Source organism: Capnocytophaga canis (genome assembly GCF_043187445.1).
Lineage (GTDB): Bacteria > Bacteroidota > Bacteroidia > Flavobacteriales > Flavobacteriaceae > Capnocytophaga > Capnocytophaga canis.
In genome coordinates, this window is record NZ_CP171121.1 from 44964 (window position 1) to 64236 (window position 19273).

A 19273-nucleotide genomic window follows, 5' to 3' on the forward strand; every position below is an offset into this window, starting at 1 on the left:
ATAAACTAAGCATTAGAACGGATAGTTGATACCTATGTTGAATATAATATTTTTGAAACTTACATCCGTAAACCAACGCTGTGACATTGCTTTTGCAGGATTGTAAATTTTGTTTCCTAAATCCAAGCGGAAAACAAAAAATCCGAAATCGTAACGAAGTCCAACTCCTGAACTCACTCCAACATCTTTTAGAGAAGAAATATCCTTGAATTTATTTTGTTCAAATGAGGTGTTATCAAGCACGTTCCAGATATTACCTGCATCGGCGAACAGAGCCCCTTTAAAAGCTCCTGAAATTGGAAATCGATACTCTAAATTGAGGGTTAATTTCATATTAGCTTCGTTAAAGTCCAATAAGGAACCGCTTTGTCCTGGGCCTAAGCTATATGCTCTCCAACCTCGATTGTCACTTGAACCTCCTGCAAAATAACTTTGGGTGAAAGGAATATTTTTAGAATTGCCATACGGAACTGCTAAACCAAAGAAACTTCTGAGAGCTAAATAGTTACCTCTTCCTAATGGAAAATGCTTAATATAATCTAATTCCATTTTTACGTACTGAGCAAACTCTACATCTAAGAATTTTGTACTCTTGTTATTTGAATCAACTACTTTATAGGCATTTGATAACAAACTTAAAAAACTACCCGCCGACTCTAATTTCACTCGAAATTGGTAAAAATCTTCTTGATTAAACTGAAAATTATTATTCAGTATAAAAGTGTAACTTGTTGATAGGATAAAGTCATCATATGTGAGTCGATTAGCTCTTTCTAACACACTGATAGTAGAACGCAAATCGGTTTCCGTAATGTTTGGAATTCCTCCCCAAAGAGCTAACCCCATAAATTGATTGGTTCCTTCTGGAATTGTTAAATCACCATTGTTATCTAATAATGAGCTATCTACTGAATATTTTTTAGATATTTCGTTCAATCGGCTGTAAGTGGAACGATAGACATTGAAAAAGTTGTCTACGTTCAAATTATGTATATATTGCAAATTGAACAAATCAAGTATAACGCGATTTTTTTTCGGATTCCAAGTATAGCGAAGAGCTCCCGAAAGAGTTTGTTTGTCTAATCCAATATTTTTTTGCTTACTAACACCAAACTGAAACATCGTCTGTGGTGTCATTGAGTAAGGTATGATGTTCGTGGTATTAAACAAAAACACAATCTCTGGAAAGATAAGACGAACATCGGCTCCTAATTCCGACATATTAAACCATGGTTCTCCTTGGTCTCTATCGAATTGAGAAGCAATAGTTCCTTGTAAATTCAATTCTAATACTTCACTTCTTCTGAACAGATTTCGTGCAGAAACTGAGGTTCCTAACGAAATACCAAATTGTTCAATTTCAGAGCGTTTTAATTCATTAGTAAGTCGCAATGAAAATTTGTCCATCGGCAAGAGATAGATATTAGCGTCCAATTTAGTTTGTAAAGAATCATTTTCAGCATATTTTAAGTCAATATTCGGATATTTGAATATACGTAAGTTATTGATTTGCTTGTAAGTAAGACTTCTATTTTCATCCGAATAAATAGCTCCTTTTTTAAAGGCTGTTGCCATCTCTAAAATACGAGGTCTGTAACGTAGTTTATTCTTGTAAAATACTGTTACATTCTTATAATCAATAGAATCTAATTCTGATTTATCACTTCCCATTTCATAATCGGTGAAAATACGAATTTTATTGAAACGATGTACTCGATAGGGTTTCACTGTTACTTCATCGCCATCACGCTCAATCAAATCGTCAATGACGGTAACCACATCCATTTTTTGGTCGTTATTAGTAGCTATGGTATCTCGTGTGATTTCAAAATTAATAGAACTCTGTTGAAAAGTATAGAAACCATTATTGCGAAACAAATTCGTTAAACGGCTACGTTCTGCATTAAAATCTGCTAATAAATATGGTTTTTGTGATTTCAGCAGACTCTCATGCCGATGTAAGTGATACACCGAATCAACTTGAGAAGAACTAATTGAGGTTTTCAAATCATCAATAAAATACTGCTCACCTGTTTTTATAATATAAGAAACATCTGCGAGTTGTTTTTTTCGTTTCGTATCCTTTAAAAATACACTATCTCGTACAGTGGCATTGAAATAACCGATACTTCTATAGTAAGCCTTCAAATAGTTTACGGTTGATTTTGTTTTTGAGTTATCTAAAATCACAGGAGCTTCACCAATTTTTTTCAATTGATTGTGAATTCCCGATACAAAAAAAGATTTTTGTAAGCGTCCCACTTGCTTTTGTGACAGTAATCTATCCAAGGTTTTATGTGTTCTGGGATGCTCTTCCAGCCAATCTACAAAATCTTGTTCAGGGTTTTCTTTGGCTAAGTTATAGATATACAATCCCAAAGGCATCCCTAACAAACTCCCATTTGGTTTTTGTAATATAAAATTGTCTATCTTTGCATCTTCAGTCTTTACATCATTGACTAAAACTTTAGTTTTATCCAGTAAATAGGCATTGTCAGGTACTCTCTTTGTAGCGTTACAAGCTGATAATAAAATTGTTATGCAAAAAATAGATGCTATTTTTAAAGTAATTAATCTCACGAAATATCTTTTTTAGGGTCAAAAATACATTTTTTTTATGGTAACTAAAAATCAAATTAAACTAATTCAGAGTTTACAACAAAAAAAATATCGTTCAAAATACCAAATGTTTGTTGTTGAAGGTCGGAAAAGCATCCTAGAGTTTTTGATACAAAACTTTCAAGTGGAATCCATTTTTGCTACGGATTATTTCTCAGAATTATTGCCAAAATCAAAAACCATACTGACTACCAAAGATGTCTTAGAAAAGATGAGTAGTTTTAAAAACCCAGACGAAGGAGTAGCTATCTTCAAAATACCACTCCCCCAACCTATTGTTGATGAAGGTATTATCGTCGCTACTGACGATATTCGCGACCCTGGAAATTTAGGTACCATTATCCGTCTGTGTGATTGGTTTGGAGTGCAGCATTTGGTATGTAGCTACCAAACGGTTGATTGCTACAATCCTAAAGTAGTACAAGCCTCCATGGGGTCATTAGGACGTGTAAATATACACTACGAAGATTTACATATTTTTCTAAAAAACAGTAAGTTACCAATTTTAGCAACTGCCATGGATGGTGAAAATATATACCAAACCTCATTTCCAAAAGAGGGAATTTTGGTTTTAGGAAACGAAGCTAATGGAATTTCTAAATTGAATTTGGAAATTGCTCATCAAATTTTAACAATTCCAAAATTTGGCAGTTTACAACAAGCAGAAAGTCTTAACGTAGCTACCGCTACCGCTATTTTATTAAGTGAATTGAAACGAAATTCTTAATTTTTTGTAAAATTTAAAAATATCTCCTATTTCGATTATGATTGAATCAAAAATAATAATTACATTTGCAGTATAAACAAAAAAAGAAAAAAATTATGGCAAATCAAACAGACAATACGCCTCCTATTTTTGTAGATCCAAATTCAACAGAAATGCCAAATAAAACAGAATCTTTTTATGGAGATGAAGGCGAAGAACCTAAAAAATCAAGTGGAATTGTCTCAAAAGTTATTATTGGAATTTTAGTGGTTTTGGCTGGTGGTTTAGGTTATTTTTCTTATAACTTGAATGAGGAAAAAAAGAGAAATGAAGCAGAACTTAATCAACAAAAAGAACAGATTATCAAAGAATTAAGTGTTCTCAAAACAAGTTATGATAAAGCGGTGGAGGACAATAAAGCGGTAAATCAAGATTTGGTAGATGCTCGTGACAAAATTACGCTTTATATTGATTCTTTACAAAAAATGAAAGTTTCTATATCTTCATTGGTAAAGTATAAAAACCAAGTAATTACCTTGAAAAAAGAGCGGGAGCGTTTGCTATCTATCAACGATTCACTACGTCGTTCTAATGCTTTAATGAAACAACAACGTGACAGTATTTCTGTAGCCTTGCAAAATGTGTCTTCTTATTTAGATTCACTTGTCCAGCAAAATACAAAACTCAAAGAAGTTGTTGAAAGTGGTGAAGATTTGCAAATCAGCAAATTAACTACTGAAGGAGTTAAAGTGCGTTCAAGTGGTAAGTTGGTTCAGACAGCTCGTGCAAGAGCCACTGACAGAATCAAAATATGTTTCACAGTCGTAGCTAATAAAATAGCAAAAAGTGGTGGCAGAACATTTTACGTTCAAGTGATTTCTCCTGACGGAGTTACTTTAGGAAAAAACAATACCGAGTCCAATGAACAAACTACCGTTAATTATAGCCTTGCAACCAAGTTTATCTATGATAATAGAAATATTGATGTTTGTGATTTCTTATCAGCTCCTAAAAATGATTTTGATAAGGGTAAGTACCGAGTGGTTGTTTTTGACGACAAGTTAAGTGCTGTTGGAGAAACAGAGTTCATATTGAAATAACATATTACTTATAAAATTTAAAATTAATATTTGAAAAAGGCTATTTCTTAAGGAAGTAGCCTTTTTTGTAAGAACTGTAATTCATGGAAATCTATAATGTCATCGGACTGATGTCTGGCACTTCGTTAGATGGATTAGATATTGCTTATTGTCAATTTTCGTACAACGGACAGTGGCGTTTTAAAATACTTAAAACCAAGCATGTAGTATATGAAGATAAACAAAAAAATGAATTAAAAGAGGCTGTAAAGCTATCTGCAATTGATTTATTAGCTTTACACCATTCCTATGGGCAATGGCTTGGCGAACAAGTCAAACAGTTCATAGATGATGAGCAATTAATCGTAGATTTTATCGCAAGTCATGGACATACGGTTCATCATCAACCACAGCGAGGTATTTCTTGTCAAATTGGTTGTGGACAATATCTGAGTAATATTTCTGGTTTACCTGTGGTCAATGATTTTCGTTCCGGAGATTTGGCTCTAGGTGGGCAAGGAGCCCCGTTGGTACCTATTGGGGACAGATATTTATTCGGGGAATACGATTTTTGCTTAAATTTGGGTGGTATTTCAAATATTTCATTCGAAGATAATGGTCTACGTATTGCTTACGACATTGGGATTGCGAATATGTTATTGAATTATCTTTCGCAAAAGATTGGCAAACCATATGATAAAAACGGAGAAATAGCTCGTCATGGAACCGTAAATAAAGTAATTTTTGAACAATTAAATTCGCTAGAATATTACAAATTAACTTATCCAAAATCAACAGGTTACGAATGGTTTCAAGCTAAAATATGTCCTGTAATAGAAAGTTCTGATGATAGTATTGAAAATCTACTATGTACCTCGGTTCATCATATCGCGTATTCTATATGCCAAGAGGTAACCTCTTATTCAAAAAACACTGATAATCAACGTTTATTAGTTACAGGAGGAGGTGCTCTAAACACCTTTTTGATAGAAACCATGCGTGACTATATGAACAAATCTGTTCTAATTGTGATTCCTGAACGTGCTATTATCGACTATAAAGAAGCTTTGATTTTTGGCTTTTTGGGAGTTCTAAGAAAACGACATGAAATTAACATTCTCCGTTCAGTAACAGGAGCTACAGATGATTCTTGTGGAGGCGTTTTCTACTTTCCAAATAAGAAATAAAATTTAACCCGTAAAGCCTTATCCCATTAAATAGAATATAATCATAACCACACCAGAAGCCCCTAATGCTAAAGGTAATATATTTTTACTATATTTAATATTTTTCCCTTTTTTCAAATATATCCAAAAACTTACAAGGATCATGGCTCCAAGTGCACTCATTTTATACTCCCAAGCTATTTGGCTTTTATAGATGAAAAAATAGTAAAATATCAACAAAATAAACGGAAATGAATTTAATAATTTTTTGTTTGCCATAACGTTGATTTTATGTCATCACAAAGATATTATTTTATTTTGGAAGTGTTGTAAAAAGTATGATACCTTTAATAAAATGGATATTTCTGTCAGGCTGAGCGTAGTCGAAGCCTCGTAATTACAGGGCTTCGACTACGCTCAGCCTGACAATCAAAACTACCATCATACTTTTTATAACACAACCTTTATTTTATATTCTCAAAATAAAACAAAACAACTCCGAACACAAAAAATGTATTCGGAGTTGTTTATTTTACTTATTTTTTAGCTTCTGAAAACGTTTATTTTCTTTCGTACATCGTTTTGCGAAGCTCTTGAATGTTTTTATCGTCCATATATTCGTCAAAAGTCATATAGCGGTCGATAACTCCGTTGGGAGTAAGCTCAATAATTCGGTTGGCAACGGTTTGAGCAAACTCGTGGTCGTGTGTGGTAAACAAAACATTCCCTTTAAAATTCTTCAACGAGTTGTTGAAAGCCGTGATACTCTCCAAATCCAAATGGTTCGTTGGTTCGTTAAGCATCAGTACGTTAGCACGAAGCATCATCATACGGCTAAGCATACAACGTACCTTTTCTCCTCCCGACAACACCGATGATTTTTTCAAGGCTTCCTCACCGCTGAACAGCATTTTGCCCAAAAATCCACGTATATAGACTTCTTCACGTTCCTCTTCCGTTTTTGCCCACTGACGAAGCCAATCCACCAGCGAATAATCGTTATTGAAATATTCCGAATTGTCCACAGGAAGATACGATTGCGATGTGGTTACTCCCCATTGGAATTTTCCGCTATCGGGTTGTTGTTTTTCATTCAGAATTTGATAAAAAGCCGTTGTAGCTCGTGAATCTTTTGAAATGACAGCCACTTTATCGTCTTTTGCCAAGTTAATATCCACTTTTTGGAACAAAATTTCACCATCGATAGACGCTGAGAGGTTTTCCACGTGCAAAATTTGGTCACCTGCTTCTCGTTCTTTGTCAAAAATAATAGCAGGATAACGACGCGATGAAGGTCGGATTTCTTCAATATTCAATTTTTCCAACATCTTTTTACGAGAAGTTGCCTGTTTTGACTTTGCCACGTTGGCACTAAAACGAGCGATAAATTCTTGCAACTCTTTGGCTTTTTCCTCTGCCTTTTTGTTTTGTTGTGCACGTTGACGGGCAGCTAACTGACTACTTTCGTACCAGAAAGTATAGTTTCCAGAATAGTGGTTAATCTTTCCGAAATCAATGTCAGAAATGTGCGTACACACCGCATCCAAGAAGTGACGGTCGTGCGAAACGACAATTACCGTGTTATCGTAATTTGCCAAGAAGTTTTCCAGCCAACCGATAGTTTCAAAATCGAGGTCGTTGGTAGGCTCGTCCATAATAAGCACGTCAGGATTTCCGAAAAGGGCTTGAGCCAAAAGTACACGAACCTTTAACTTTCCGTCCATTTCGCCCATCAAAGTGTAATGATCGCTTTCTGAAATACCAAGGTTAGAAAGTAAAGTAGCGGCATCACTTTCAGCGTTCCACCCATTCATTTCGTCAAATTGATGTTGCAACTCACCAATACGGTCGGCTTTTTCATCGGAATAATCGGCATAAAGCTCGTCCATTTCTTTTTTTATGGCAGAAAGCACTTTGTTCCCCATAATAACGGTTTCCAAAACCGTAAATTCATCATAAGCATAGTGGTCTTGCTCCAAAACGGACATTCGTTTGCCAGGTTCAAGGATAACACGCCCACTGGTAGGCTCTATTTTTCCAGAAAGGATTTTTAAAAAAGTAGATTTTCCTGCTCCGTTTGCTCCGATAATTCCGTAGCAATTGCCCTGTGTAAAGGTTACATTTACCTCATCGAACAAAACTCTTTTCCCAAACTGAACCGATAAATTTGAAACTGTTAGCATTGTCTTTAAAAATTAAATCGGGTGCAAAGATATTACTAAAAATTGAATCTTTACTTGAAAAATGATATAAAATTTCGTGTTTTTCCATCGTTGAGATATGGTGCTTCCTGCAAAAAAATAATTAGAATTTATAAAAAATAACCTACCAATATATCTTTCATATCCTAAATTCAAAATATATTCACAGCTTATATTTTTATTTTTTCTATAAAAACACAAAATGTATATTATTAAAGAGGAATTTATTGTGCAAAAATAGTAAATAAATTATCTCTTAACAAGTTTATTTTCTTTTGACTCAAAGAAGTCGTACGAAAACTATGAGTCGTGTTGTTTTCTTCGGTAATGTTTAATGTCCAAGCATTATTTGTGAAAATTTCTTTCAGATGTGGAGTTTCTAGTTCAAACGAAAAACGTGATTCAAATTTGTCTTTCTTTTTTTCGATAAACATAAATTCTTTATTTGTCAAAGAAAAATTATTTCCATTTACAACTATTTGACAATTAATGATTTTGTGTATAGGTTTATCAGTATGAAAGCTAATATTTACTCGAGTATTTCCCTCTAAAGTTTGTTTACTTTTGAATGTAAAATCCATGAAGGCTTTTTTTTCGTTTCCTGTTAATTCAATGGGTTTTATAAAGTATAAAATTCCTTGTTCAGCAAAGAAAGATGCGTACAAATTTTTCCCTCCTTTACCCAAAGAGGAACAGCTAACCATCAGAATTACAGAAAAAATGGCAAGAATGATTTTTTTTCTTTGCATAGCTTTATTGGTTTATGAGTATTTTTTTATCAATGTTATTTTTCTCGGCTTCTTTTCGAAAAGACTCTTCTTCTTGTCCCGACACGATAATACAAAAAGTATTATTTTGGAGTTTTCTCAAATAAATAGCTGTATAGGTTTTGTCACATCTGTAAGCAATGTATTTTACGTCTGTCGTTTCTTGAGTTTGCAGAATTTCACAATTTTCCGGAGTATCAATAAGTTTTTTTTCATCAAAAACAATTCCCGTAGGAATAGTTAAATATATTTTATTTGTACCAGATTCAATAGTTCGGAAAATAGGTAATTGTTCCTCTTTAAAATATGTTGAAAGCACTTGTCTATGTATTTCGTTATCAGGAACATTTTTAACGATGCGTTGATTGAATTCCAACGAATATTGAGCTATTCCAAAGAGATCGATAGATGATTTATTAGTTGATTTACAACCAATAAATATTAAAAATAAACCTACGAAAATCTTTTTCATTTCTTAAATAACTTTGAATTAATAAAAATAAAAAACTACCTGAAATCTTTCAGATAGTTTTAATGATTTTTTTTCGGCGATTACTCTCCTGTAACGATTGTTTCAAAAGTAACGATAAGCCCTAAAATGTTTTTTTGTTTAATATCAACAGTTGAAATTTTTGTGATACCTGCATTTTTAGCTGCTGTTTTGATACTTGCGTCAGCATCGAAGAAAAGTACTCCCAAATATCCAGTAGCTGTAGATGTTCCTGTTTTACTACCTACTGAATTACTTGTAGCGTTTACTGGTAATGTTAAAGAACAACTTGTTAAAGCTAATGCAAGTACTGAAGCTGCGATAAATTTTTTAAGCATAATTATTAAAATTTTAATAGTGAATCTTACTCTTTTGGATTTTCAGTTCCTCCCTGTTTTTAGTTTTCAGCTCTACGTGGGGGCAAATATATAAAAACAAATCAGAAACTTCAAAAAAAATTAACAAATTTAAGGTAATAACTTAACAAAGAATAGGATTATTAGTTAGTGTAAAATTTCACTACCCTACGAATGGCTCGTTCACAAACTGGACAAAATCCTTTAGGTACGTTTGATTTCATTCGGCAATCTTGTACTGGACTAAAAATTCCTTTAGAAACATAACCACCTCCCTCAAAAACGCCTATAACATCTCTATATTCAGCTGTTCGAGGTGTAGGAACAGGTGTTTTTTCGTGAACCATATCCTTCCATTTCTTATCAAAATTAATCATTGAAGTAATGTTTTCCTCCCACGGCTCTACATTGAGATTATAGTAGGAATCAAACGCTGTAGAAGTATAATATTCATCCGCTAAGCCTACTAATCCGTGTCCAAACTCGTGAACAAATACTTTATCAGACAAATCATGATCGGACGTAGCTAAATTCAAGTGATTGTAAAATCCACCTCCTCCGTAGGTTTTTGTATTTACCAAAATGTATATCTGATCATAGGGTACAAGTGAAGCCGCATCAGCTATAGCTGTCATATTATTGGTTGTTAAATATCGTTCCATATCAAATGTATAAAACGATGCATCGAAAGCCGTTTTTTTAAAAATATATTTCCCAGGAATGTCTGTTCCTGATTCTTGCGAAGGAACTCCTATCGCATAAACATTAAAATCTTTTTTGAGAACATCAAATGGCGGGATAGTAAACATATAATCGGTCATACGTTTTGCATCAGCATAGAATTTTTGCATTTCATCGGCTGTATATCCCTCTGCCAATATCACCAAATCAACTTTTTTAGATGGCTCACCGTTTTTGAGGATCTCTATCACAGGGTGTGTTGCTACTTTCTCTTTTTTGATGAAATAATCGGTACGTTTTATGGTTTTTTCAAGAATTTTATCAAAATTCCCTTCAGAATTTCGCTTATCAATATGTAATTTTAAGTTTTTTACAGGAAAAGGCACTTGAATAGCATGTGAGAATATTTTTTTTTCCGTTTTTGCAGCTTCTACGTGTAACCATTCACTAAAAAGGGAGTTAAACCCTTTTGAAAAAACTACTTTTTTAGTATCAATATCAATTAATTGTAATCGAAATGTTCCATAATTTGGGAATATTAGATTCTTTTTTGAGCCTCCCCAAAAAGGTTCTTGTTTGAGTTGCGTGACTATTACATCTAAGTTTTCTGCATCACCAATTAATTGAAAATCAATACGAAGACTTTTACTAAAGTCAAATACACTTTTGGATTGTGAATAGGATTGCACAAAAAATAAAAATCCGAAAATAAATAAAAAACGTCTCATCTAATAAAACTTTAATATATTTGTACCTCTATCTTTAGAAAAGAGCATGTCGAGATTTTTTAATGCGTTGTGCCACTCCTCTCTAAAGAGGAGCTGATAGTTCGCAGAAAAAAGATTTTTAAACAAACTCTTTTTTAAAGAAAACACCGTGTCAAATGTACTAATTAATTTCAAAAAAATCAAAAATATGACGAAACATATCGCTGTAATTCGAATGTCTGCTATGGGTGATGTTGCCATTAGTGTTCCTGTGCTTACTGCCTTTGCAGAGCAATATCCACAGATAGAACTTACCGTGGTTACGCGTCCTCTTTTTGCTCCGATATTTTCACATATACCTAATTGTAAGATATTTACTCCTGATCTGAAAGGAAAGCACAAAGGCGTTGTTGGTCTGTTTCGTCTGTACAAGGATTTAAAAAATCAAGGGATTAACGTTGTTGCAGACATACATAATGTATTAAGAACCAATATATTAAAATTATTCTTCTGCCTATCTGGAACTCCTTTTGAACAGATTAAAAAGGGTAGAAAAGAGAAGAAAAACTTAATACGAAGTAAAAACAAAATTTTTAAACAGTTAAAATCTTCTTATGAACGTTATGCAGACGTATTTGCAGCCTTAGGCATGCCCATTTCGTTAGAGAAAAAATATTTTGCTCCTCAACCTAAATTGTCAAATTCTGTAAAAAATATACTTTCTAATGGAAAAAGAATAGGAATAGCACCTTTTGCGGCTCATTTAGGAAAGCAATATCCATTTGAAAGAATGAAAAAAGTGATTTTTGAGTTATCACAAGGCTATCCAAATGGTAAAATATATGTTTTTGGTGGGGGAAATCATGAAAAAGAAAAAATAAATGAGCTTATCGAACTAAAAAATGTAGAAAATACAGTTGGAAAATATAATTTTTCAGAAGAATTACAACTAATCTCCCGACTTGATGTGATGGTTGCAATGGATAGTGGCAATGCACACCTGTCGGCTATGTACGGTGTACCCACCATTACACTTTGGGGTGTAACTCACCCTTATGCAGGATTTTATCCGTATCAACAACCAGTTGAAAATGCCCTTTTAGCAGATAGAAAACTCTATCCACTTCTCCCAACATCCATCTATGGGAATAAATATCCGAAAGGCTATGAAAACGCCATCACGACCATACAAATTGAAGATATTTTGAGAAAAGTAAAAGAGATTCTTGAGGAATAAAGGCTATATATTGGACTGATAAATATGGTTATATTCATTTGCTTACTCTGATATTTTTACTTTTATCAGTTCTGTATTTCCTTGATCGTCATCTGTAATAAGCACCAATTCAGAATCCTTTGCTGAAGTCGAAATGACCGCAACCGACTCTACTTTCAAGTTTTTTTCCAAGTTAGATATATTTCTAAATTTCAGCACTTTAGGTTTTTCAAAATCAGAAAAATCTAACAATCCGATAAGACTTCCCATGATTTCCCCATCATTGTAAGCATCATCCGTAGCTTCTACTGAAGCTGTGAAAACAAATGTTTGGTCTCTTAAAATAGTAGCTCCTGAAAAACCTGCTTCTACCCCTTCAATGTAAGGTAAAGGTACTCGTACGTAACTCAGATTTGGTTTTTCTTGAGTTTTTAAACTTTCCAAAAAATCCTGATAAAAGACTTTAATGATAACATTATTACTTCTGTTAAACAGGTACAAAAAACCATTAGCAAAGGCTGTAGCTTCGATGTTAAGTTCTTCATTTTTCAGTAAATCACTATTTCTAATAAGGTCATAAAAATCTGAAATTGAGTATTTTTCGACGATGATATTTTTATCTAAAAGCACTCGAAAAAACATATCACGCTGAGGAGACTTGGATCCCGAACCAAAAATTACTAATTCCTTTTCCGAAATTACTTCTAAAGTTTCGAAATCCATTTTTCTTTTCTTTTTAATACGATTTCCTTTGAAGTTTTCTTGATCTTCTTCATATAAAAGAATCTTTTTATCTAACTTAAAATCAGAATTAATAACGTATAAGTAGGGAGAGTCGTCACCTATGGCATATATTTTATTATTTATATATGCTACTCCCGAACCACTCGGGAAGTCAACTATTGTTTGGATGTTTTCTATGGAAATATTCATGTTTTTAGGTGTAAATGTACAGTTTATAAAAAAAAGAAATAAACTCAAAACAATTCGCATAATTCTAATTATTAATGTAAAACAAATCAATTTAAGGCTCTTAGGTTCTATTCCTAGATTCAGCTTACAAGAAGTAATGCTTTCGGAAATTACAAACAAGAATAGTTATCGATAGTATCAATTACTTTTTTCATCCGTTGCTCGTGGTTTCCTTCTAAAAGTATATACGATTTTTTATGTTGGTTGAGCATTTGTTTGAATTGCTGAAACATATATTCCCTTTCGTTGGGTTTGTCACGTAAATCATCGGGCAACCAAGGAACATCAATATAGGTTAGAAAAATGAAATCATATTGATTATCAATGGCATACTTCTCAATTAAAGGATCACATTTTCCGTAATAAATATAGGAATAGGTCATCAACTCAAACAAGTTAGTATCACAAAAAATAAATTCGTTTGCTTTTTTGATCAATTCATTTTCCATAACCATCTGTCCTTTTGCAATAGGAAGTAAATCCTCCCAATCACAAACTTCTCGTTTTTCGTCCCATTTTTGTTGTAAATATGTACGCATAAACTCAGGTACCCATTCCGTTTGGTACTTTTGAGCCAAAGCCTGACTGATAGTTGTTTTCCCCGTTGATTCAGGCCCTACGAATGTAACTCGACAGATGTTCGTTGCTGTTTGTTTAAGTTTTTTTTCCATTCAATGTATCCAAAAATAGCTATTACTGTGAATAATAAATACTGAAACGAAGTGAAAAACAGCCCTTTATATGCGTAAACAGGAACAGAAATTACATCGCCAATTATCCAAAAAATCCAGTTTTCTAACTTGCGTTTCGCCATGAGCCACATTCCTACTAAAAATATCGCCGTAGTAAAAATATCTACGCACTCTACCCAACTAAAATACTGAAAACCCATGACAATATTTTTTGTTGAAAATCCATTTTGGATATAGGGTTTTAGGTAATACACCGTTGTGACTAGTACGAAACTGAATAGAGCTAACAGAGAACAAACAAGTACATCATACCGAGTAGTTTTAGAAACATCCACATGAATGTGATCTTTACTGCTTTTTGTCCACAGTATCCATCCGTAAATACTCATTATGGTATAGTAAAAATTGATAAGCATATCTCCCCATAGAGTAAAAACAGCAAGTAAGTACGTGAATATCAATGTGCTAATAATCCCAGTAGGATATACCCAAATATTTCCTCTTTTGGCAAACCACACGCTGAGAAATCCAAAAATTACCCCAATAATCTCTAATACAATCAAATGGGTATCAATACCTTTATACTGAGAAAAAAACCAATCAAAAATGAGGTTCATAGTCATGTCTGTCGGTCTTAACTATTTTCATATACATCAGTCCTATATCTACGAGTTCCATCGCTTCTTTAATTTCTACCATAAGTACCCTCATCACCTGATCATAGTCTCCATAAACTTGTGTACTTAACGGATTTTCAAGTATTGTTAATCCTGAAGCTCGTAGTTTCTTGATAAAATGAATTATTGGTTGTTCAAAATCGTTCTGTAGTGGACTGAATGTTAGTTCTACTGATATTTTCATTTTTTTCTCTTCTGTTTATGACTTTGTTATATTATAAATCTTTCTGATTGCTAAATATTTTTTCACTTACTGAGACTCTCGGCTTCGTATAGTTTTCTCGTATAATTCTTCATAGATAGGTATAATTTTTCGTTCATCGAAACGAGAGGCTGATATCTTAGCTTGTTGTTTAAACCGTTGTAAGCGTTCTTCATCTTCCAAAATATAAATAGCGTTCTTACTCATATCATCGACATTACCAATTGGACTTAAGAATCCTGAAAAACCGTTTTCATTCACCTCATGTAACCCACCTGCATTGGAGGAAATTACAGGTACGCCCGATACCATTGCTTCTAATGCTGAAAGTCCAAAACTCTCTGATTCTGAGGGAAGTAAAAATAAATCGGACATACATAAAATACGGTCTATGTCAAGTGTGTTTCCTAAAAAAAGTACTTTGTCTTTAATTCCAAGTTGTTTACATTGATACTCCGCATGTTCCTTTTCAGGGCCGTCTCCCACCATGATAAGTTTGGCTGGTATTTTTCGCTGGATGCGATAGAAAACATTTACCACGTCCGAAATACGTTTCACAGGGCGAAAGTTGCTAATATGCGTGATGATACGCTCTTCTTTTTTTGCCATAATAGAGCGTTTACACGGGATAATATTAGTTTCTTTTTCTACACTAATAAAATTCGGAATCACAACTATATCTTTTTCTATCTCAAAAAGTCGTAATGTATCTTGCTTCAAACTTTCTGAAACTGAAGTTACTACATCCGAAGCATTAATACTAAATGTAACAGCGTGTTTATAGTTTGGATGATTTCCTACTAAGGTAATGTCTGTACCATGAAGCGTGGTGACCATCGGAATATCAATACCTTCTTTTTTAAGCATCTGCTTTGCCATATATCCTGCGTAAGCATGCGGAATAGCATAATGTACATGTAGAATATCTATATTATAATTTTTAATTACATAAGCCATTTTGCTTGACAATGCTAATTCGTACGGTTGATAAAGAAACAACGGATACTCCTCCACATGCACTTCGTGAAAGTGAATATTTGCCTCTAAAAAATCCAAACGCACAGGAGAACTGTACGTTATAAAATGCACTTGATGTCCTTTACGAGCCAATACTAATCCCAATTCAGTAGCTACTACCCCACTCCCTCCAAAGGTTGGGTAACATACGATTGCTATATTCATTTTGAATGTTTTTATTCCAAAGCGTAAAAGTAGAAAAAAATGTCGATATAGCAGAAATTTTTCTTAGTATTTTATTTTTCCGTATGGCTAAAAGCAAAGTATCTAGGTTTCTTATTAGTTTCTTCAAGTGTAATTTAAAAAATTAAATGTAAGTTTAGAAGTCTTGTCTTTCTTTCGAGAGTTTATGTTTTCATAATTCTAAATTCCATAAAATATTCAAAATTTCGGTAACCAAATGAATTTCAACCTTAGAAGTATTCAGTTGTTCTGTAGATAGAGATTTATAGAAAAATCCTGCTGTGAAAAAAAGAGCATGAGTTTTTTTGTTACACAAAAAAGGGATATTTTTGTCGCTCAATTTAATATAGTTTTAAGCAATGAAAAAGAATATTTTTTGTTTTATTTTAGGAGGAATGACTTTCTTCTTAGGGACGGCTCAAACTCAAAATCCTTCCCCTGATTTATACACAGCAAATAACAAAGGGAAATTTTTTATTTTTTGGGGAGGAAATCGCGGTTATTATTCCAAATCTGACATTCAATTTAAAGGAGAAAATTATGATTTCACAATTAAGGATGTAGCTGCCATTGACCGTCCAAAAGGTTGGCACATTGATTATATCAATCCACTTCGGATGACTATTCCTCAAACCAATGCTCGTATTGGGTACTTTATAAATAATAATTATGCCATTTCAGCAGGGGTTGACCACATGAAGTATGTTATGAAACAAGATCAAACTGTAAAAATGAATGGGTACATTAGAAACTCAGGTACAATTCATGACGGCGTTTATAACAATGTTGATAAACAACTTACAGAGGATTTTCTTACATTTGAACATACAGACGGACTGAATTATGTAACAATTGAAGCCTCTCGTGTTGATGATATTTCACGTTGGTTTGGTATTCGCAACACTGATTTTTTTCAAGCAAATCTGACCGAAGGAATTGGCATAGGAGCGTTGTACCCTCGTTCCAATACCAAATTGATGAACAAGGAGCGTTATGATCAATTCCATATTGCAGGGGTTGGAGTAAGTGCTAAAGCAGGATTACATTTAGTGTTTTTTAAACATTTTATGATTATTGGAGAGTTAAAAGGAGGATACATCAACATGTACGATATTCGAACAACTTATGATATAGCCGATAAAGCTAATCAGACCTTTTATTTCTTTGAAACAATCATTGCTTTTGGAGGAATATTCAGATTGTAGTTTCCCGAAAAGAAAAAAGTTGTCCGAAAAATAAGAATCATAAAGATTCTACTTTCGGACAACTTCAATTATTATAGCAGAAAATTACAAGGTGTTTACATTATTCAAATCCTCAAACGCTTTTTTCAAACGAGCTACAAACGTTTTTTCGCCTTCTCTAAGCCATACGCGTGGATCGTAATATTTTTTATTAGGTACTTCCTCACCTTCTGGATTTCCAATTTGGCTCATTAGATAATCCTTTTTAGCTAAAACGTAGTCTCTAACTCCTTCTGTAAAAGCATATTGCAAGTCAGTGTCAATATTCATTTTAATTACTCCGTAAGAAATTGCCTCACGAATTTCCTCTACTGATGAACCAGAACCTCCGTGGAAAACGAAATCAACTGTGTTGTGAGGAACATTATAATTTTTAGAGATGTATTCTTGAGAGTTTTTCAAAATTTTTGGTGTCAATTTTACGTTTCCTGGTTTGTAAACTCCATGAACATTTCCGAAAGCAGCTGCTATGGTAAACTGTGGGCTTACTTTCAATAACTCTTCGTAGGCAAAAGCTACCTCTTCAGGTTGCGTATAAAGTTTTGAAGATTCTACATCCGAGTTATCCACACCGTCCTCTTCACCACCTGTAATTCCTAATTCAATTTCCAATGTCATACCCATCTTACTCATTCTTTCAAGGTATTTTTTGCAAATTTCGATATTTTCATTCAGAGGCTCTTCCGAAAGATCAATCATATGCGAACTGAATAAAGGTTTACCCGTTTCTGCAAAGTGCTTTTCAGAAGCATCCAACAACCCATCAATCCAAGGGAGTAATTTTTTAGCACAATGGTCCGTGTGAAGAATAACGCTAACTCCGTAAATTTCCGCTAATTGGTGAATATGTTTTGCTCCTGCAACTGCACCAGCAATGGCTGCTTTTTGGTTTTCATTTGACAAACTTTTTCCTGCCATAAAAATAGCTCCTCCATTCGAAAACTGGATGATTACAGGTGCATTCATTTCTTTTGCTGTTTCCATTACAGCGTTAATTGTACTTGAGTTTACCACATTGACAGCTGGTAAAGCAAATCCTTTTTCTTTGGCATATTGAAAAACTTCTTGTACTTGTTTTCCAACGATTACGCCTGGTTTAATGTTATGTGCCATCTGTTATATAAAAAATTAATATTATAGTACTGTTTTCAAAAATCGTAACAAAGATATGAATTTTTGATTATATAATCAAACACAAATTCTATTTTCCTTTTTAAGCAGATTTATAAAAATAAACATGTCTAATTTTTTGTGTAAAATTCATTTTCTCTAACGTATTCAATACCAAAGGAATTTATAGAGCCTAGTATGCGTTTTGTACGCAAGTATCGGTTGGTATTAAAAGCGTCGTACAAAGGGTCATGTGGATAAAAACTTGCTATTTTGACATAATCCGAAGCATGTATGAATCTACCGTTTCCGAGATATATTCCTACGTGAGTTACACGCTCTTGAGGTTGTGACTCATCGGCTTTTGTTCCGAAAAATACCAAATCACCCACTTGAAGTTTAGAAAAATCACCCTTTTCATCGACCAATTTTCCTGTTTTTACTTGTTGTGATGAATCTCGTAAAAGGATTACCCCATGCATAAAGTAAATCAATTTGGTAAATCCACTACAGTCCAATCCTTTGGAAGAAGTACCTCCCCAAACATACGGAATACCCGCCATTTGTTGAGCTAATGACGCAATGCTTTGTTCTGTTAACTTTATATTATTCAGCCATTTATCAAAATGCACAGCATCATTCTTTTTGATGTATGCTTCTCTTCCATCAGGATATATTACTTTGAAAAAATTTCCTTTACGACCTTTCACTTCTAATATATTTCCCATCACTAAATCTGAAATAATAGCCGATTTCAATGAATTTTCTTTATAAGAATGGGTGTAGAGACTGGTAACGATAATTTTCCTCTTTTGATTATATTCTTTTAGTTCCGAGTGCGTCATTTCAACAATAGATTCTGAAATCCAACCTACATACCCCTCAGAGGTTTTGATTTTTCGCCAACCTTTATCTCTATTCAAAACCATTACTGGCATTCCTAATAGCACTTCAGTAACTATTTCGCTACGATGATTACTTTCAGCATGTATTTTCCCTACAGAATTATAGACTACACCCCATGTTTTCCCTTCAATAGGTTCGCAGTTTTCTGAAGAATTTTGTGCCGTAAGAAAATTAAATTTTATAGCACATATCATGCAGAATAGTATTATTTGTTTATTCATTTTCAGTTGTTTCGGATAATTGTCAAAATTACTGGTTAAAACCTACATTTTCAAAATATAG

General features: G+C 33.5%; 19 protein-coding genes. 5 read left to right on the forward strand and 14 right to left on the reverse strand.

The window, feature by feature from the left end:
- Positions 1-12: 12 nt before the first annotated feature.
- The gene (locus ACF3OB_RS00195) at positions 13-2580 is read right to left on the reverse strand and encodes a BamA/TamA family outer membrane protein (protein ID WP_392447819.1); all 2568 of its coding nucleotides are present in this window, start codon (positions 2578-2580) and stop codon (positions 13-15) included.
- A 37-nt stretch (positions 2581-2617) separates the two neighbouring features.
- Here ACF3OB_RS00195 and ACF3OB_RS00200 point away from each other — a divergent pair, with 37 nt between their 5' ends.
- From ACF3OB_RS00200 to ACF3OB_RS00210, 3 genes are all read left to right on the forward strand, one after another.
- Entirely contained in the window at positions 2618-3346 is a 729-nt protein-coding gene (locus tag ACF3OB_RS00200) for an RNA methyltransferase (protein ID WP_172919049.1), read from the forward strand.
- 95 nt (positions 3347-3441) lie between these two features.
- Positions 3442-4425 carry a hypothetical protein gene (locus tag ACF3OB_RS00205; RefSeq protein WP_095893127.1) on the forward strand — a complete coding sequence of 328 codons (984 nt, stop codon included), beginning with the start codon at positions 3442-3444 and terminating at the stop codon, positions 4423-4425.
- Between the two features lie 83 nt (positions 4426-4508).
- The gene (locus tag ACF3OB_RS00210) at positions 4509-5591 is read left to right on the forward strand and encodes an anhydro-N-acetylmuramic acid kinase (RefSeq protein ID WP_392447822.1); all 1083 of its coding nucleotides are present in this window, start codon (positions 4509-4511) and stop codon (positions 5589-5591) included.
- 18 nt (positions 5592-5609) lie between these two features.
- On the opposite strand, the gene ACF3OB_RS00215 is transcribed toward ACF3OB_RS00210, so the two are convergent.
- The 6 genes from ACF3OB_RS00215 to ACF3OB_RS00240 form a co-directional block, all read right to left on the reverse strand.
- Positions 5610-5849 carry a hypothetical protein gene (locus ACF3OB_RS00215; protein ID WP_042345219.1) on the reverse strand — a complete coding sequence of 80 codons (240 nt, stop codon included), beginning with the start codon at positions 5847-5849 and terminating at the stop codon, positions 5610-5612.
- 281 nt (positions 5850-6130) lie between these two features.
- The gene (locus tag ACF3OB_RS00220; RefSeq protein ID WP_392447824.1) at positions 6131-7753 is read right to left on the reverse strand and encodes an ABC-F family ATP-binding cassette domain-containing protein; all 1623 of its coding nucleotides are present in this window, start codon (positions 7751-7753) and stop codon (positions 6131-6133) included.
- A 242-nt stretch (positions 7754-7995) separates the two neighbouring features.
- Positions 7996-8520, reverse strand: coding sequence for a hypothetical protein (locus ACF3OB_RS00225; protein WP_392447826.1), 525 nt, complete (start codon positions 8518-8520; stop codon positions 7996-7998).
- Positions 8521-8524: 4 nt separating this feature from the next.
- Complete coding sequence (locus ACF3OB_RS00230) at positions 8525-9010, reverse strand: hypothetical protein (RefSeq protein ID WP_042345215.1); 486 nt, start codon at positions 9008-9010, stop codon at positions 8525-8527.
- An 80-nt stretch (positions 9011-9090) separates the two neighbouring features.
- Positions 9091-9366 carry a TRL-like family protein gene (locus ACF3OB_RS00235; RefSeq protein ID WP_042006629.1) on the reverse strand — a complete coding sequence of 92 codons (276 nt, stop codon included), beginning with the start codon at positions 9364-9366 and terminating at the stop codon, positions 9091-9093.
- A gap of 161 nt (positions 9367-9527) precedes the next feature.
- Complete coding sequence (locus ACF3OB_RS00240; RefSeq protein ID WP_212895481.1) at positions 9528-10793, reverse strand: M64 family metallopeptidase; 1266 nt, start codon at positions 10791-10793, stop codon at positions 9528-9530.
- Positions 10794-10980: 187 nt separating this feature from the next.
- On the opposite strand from ACF3OB_RS00240, the gene ACF3OB_RS00245 reads away from it, so the two are divergent.
- Positions 10981-12009: a glycosyltransferase family 9 protein gene (locus tag ACF3OB_RS00245; RefSeq protein WP_392447828.1), complete on the forward strand. Its 1029-nt coding sequence runs from the start codon at positions 10981-10983 to the stop codon at positions 12007-12009.
- A gap of 42 nt (positions 12010-12051) precedes the next feature.
- On the opposite strand, the gene ACF3OB_RS00250 is transcribed toward ACF3OB_RS00245, so the two are convergent.
- The 5 genes from ACF3OB_RS00250 to bshA form a co-directional block, all read right to left on the reverse strand.
- Positions 12052-12921 (reverse strand): DUF6929 family protein, encoded by an 870-nt coding sequence (locus ACF3OB_RS00250; RefSeq protein WP_392447830.1) that lies wholly within the window; start codon positions 12919-12921, stop codon positions 12052-12054.
- Between the two features lie 149 nt (positions 12922-13070).
- The gene (locus ACF3OB_RS00255; RefSeq protein ID WP_042009460.1) at positions 13071-13631 is read right to left on the reverse strand and encodes an AAA family ATPase; all 561 of its coding nucleotides are present in this window, start codon (positions 13629-13631) and stop codon (positions 13071-13073) included.
- Positions 13577-14269: a nicotinamide riboside transporter PnuC gene (gene pnuC, locus ACF3OB_RS00260; RefSeq protein ID WP_042345205.1), complete on the reverse strand. Its 693-nt coding sequence runs from the start codon at positions 14267-14269 to the stop codon at positions 13577-13579. The genes ACF3OB_RS00255 and pnuC overlap by 55 nt, the downstream gene beginning before the upstream one ends.
- Complete coding sequence (locus tag ACF3OB_RS00265; protein WP_042009463.1) at positions 14253-14513, reverse strand: hypothetical protein; 261 nt, start codon at positions 14511-14513, stop codon at positions 14253-14255. Before ACF3OB_RS00265 ends, pnuC begins: the two co-directional genes overlap by 17 nt.
- A gap of 66 nt (positions 14514-14579) precedes the next feature.
- A complete protein-coding gene (gene bshA / locus ACF3OB_RS00270; RefSeq protein WP_095911611.1) occupies positions 14580-15713 on the reverse strand; it encodes an N-acetyl-alpha-D-glucosaminyl L-malate synthase BshA in 1134 nt (377 codons plus the stop codon).
- A gap of 377 nt (positions 15714-16090) precedes the next feature.
- On the opposite strand from bshA, the gene ACF3OB_RS00275 reads away from it, so the two are divergent.
- Positions 16091-16936, forward strand: a complete 846-nt coding sequence (locus ACF3OB_RS00275; RefSeq protein WP_042009465.1) for a hypothetical protein — start codon at positions 16091-16093, stop codon at positions 16934-16936.
- Between the two features lie 84 nt (positions 16937-17020).
- Here the strand turns inward: ACF3OB_RS00275 and fbaA are convergent, their stop codons facing one another.
- Entirely contained in the window at positions 17021-18088 is a 1068-nt protein-coding gene (gene fbaA / locus ACF3OB_RS00280; protein WP_042009466.1) for a class II fructose-bisphosphate aldolase, read from the reverse strand.
- Between the two features lie 128 nt (positions 18089-18216).
- Positions 18217-19212: an NlpC/P60 family protein gene (locus ACF3OB_RS00285; protein WP_392447832.1), complete on the reverse strand. Its 996-nt coding sequence runs from the start codon at positions 19210-19212 to the stop codon at positions 18217-18219.
- Positions 19213-19273: the final 61 nt, after the last annotated feature.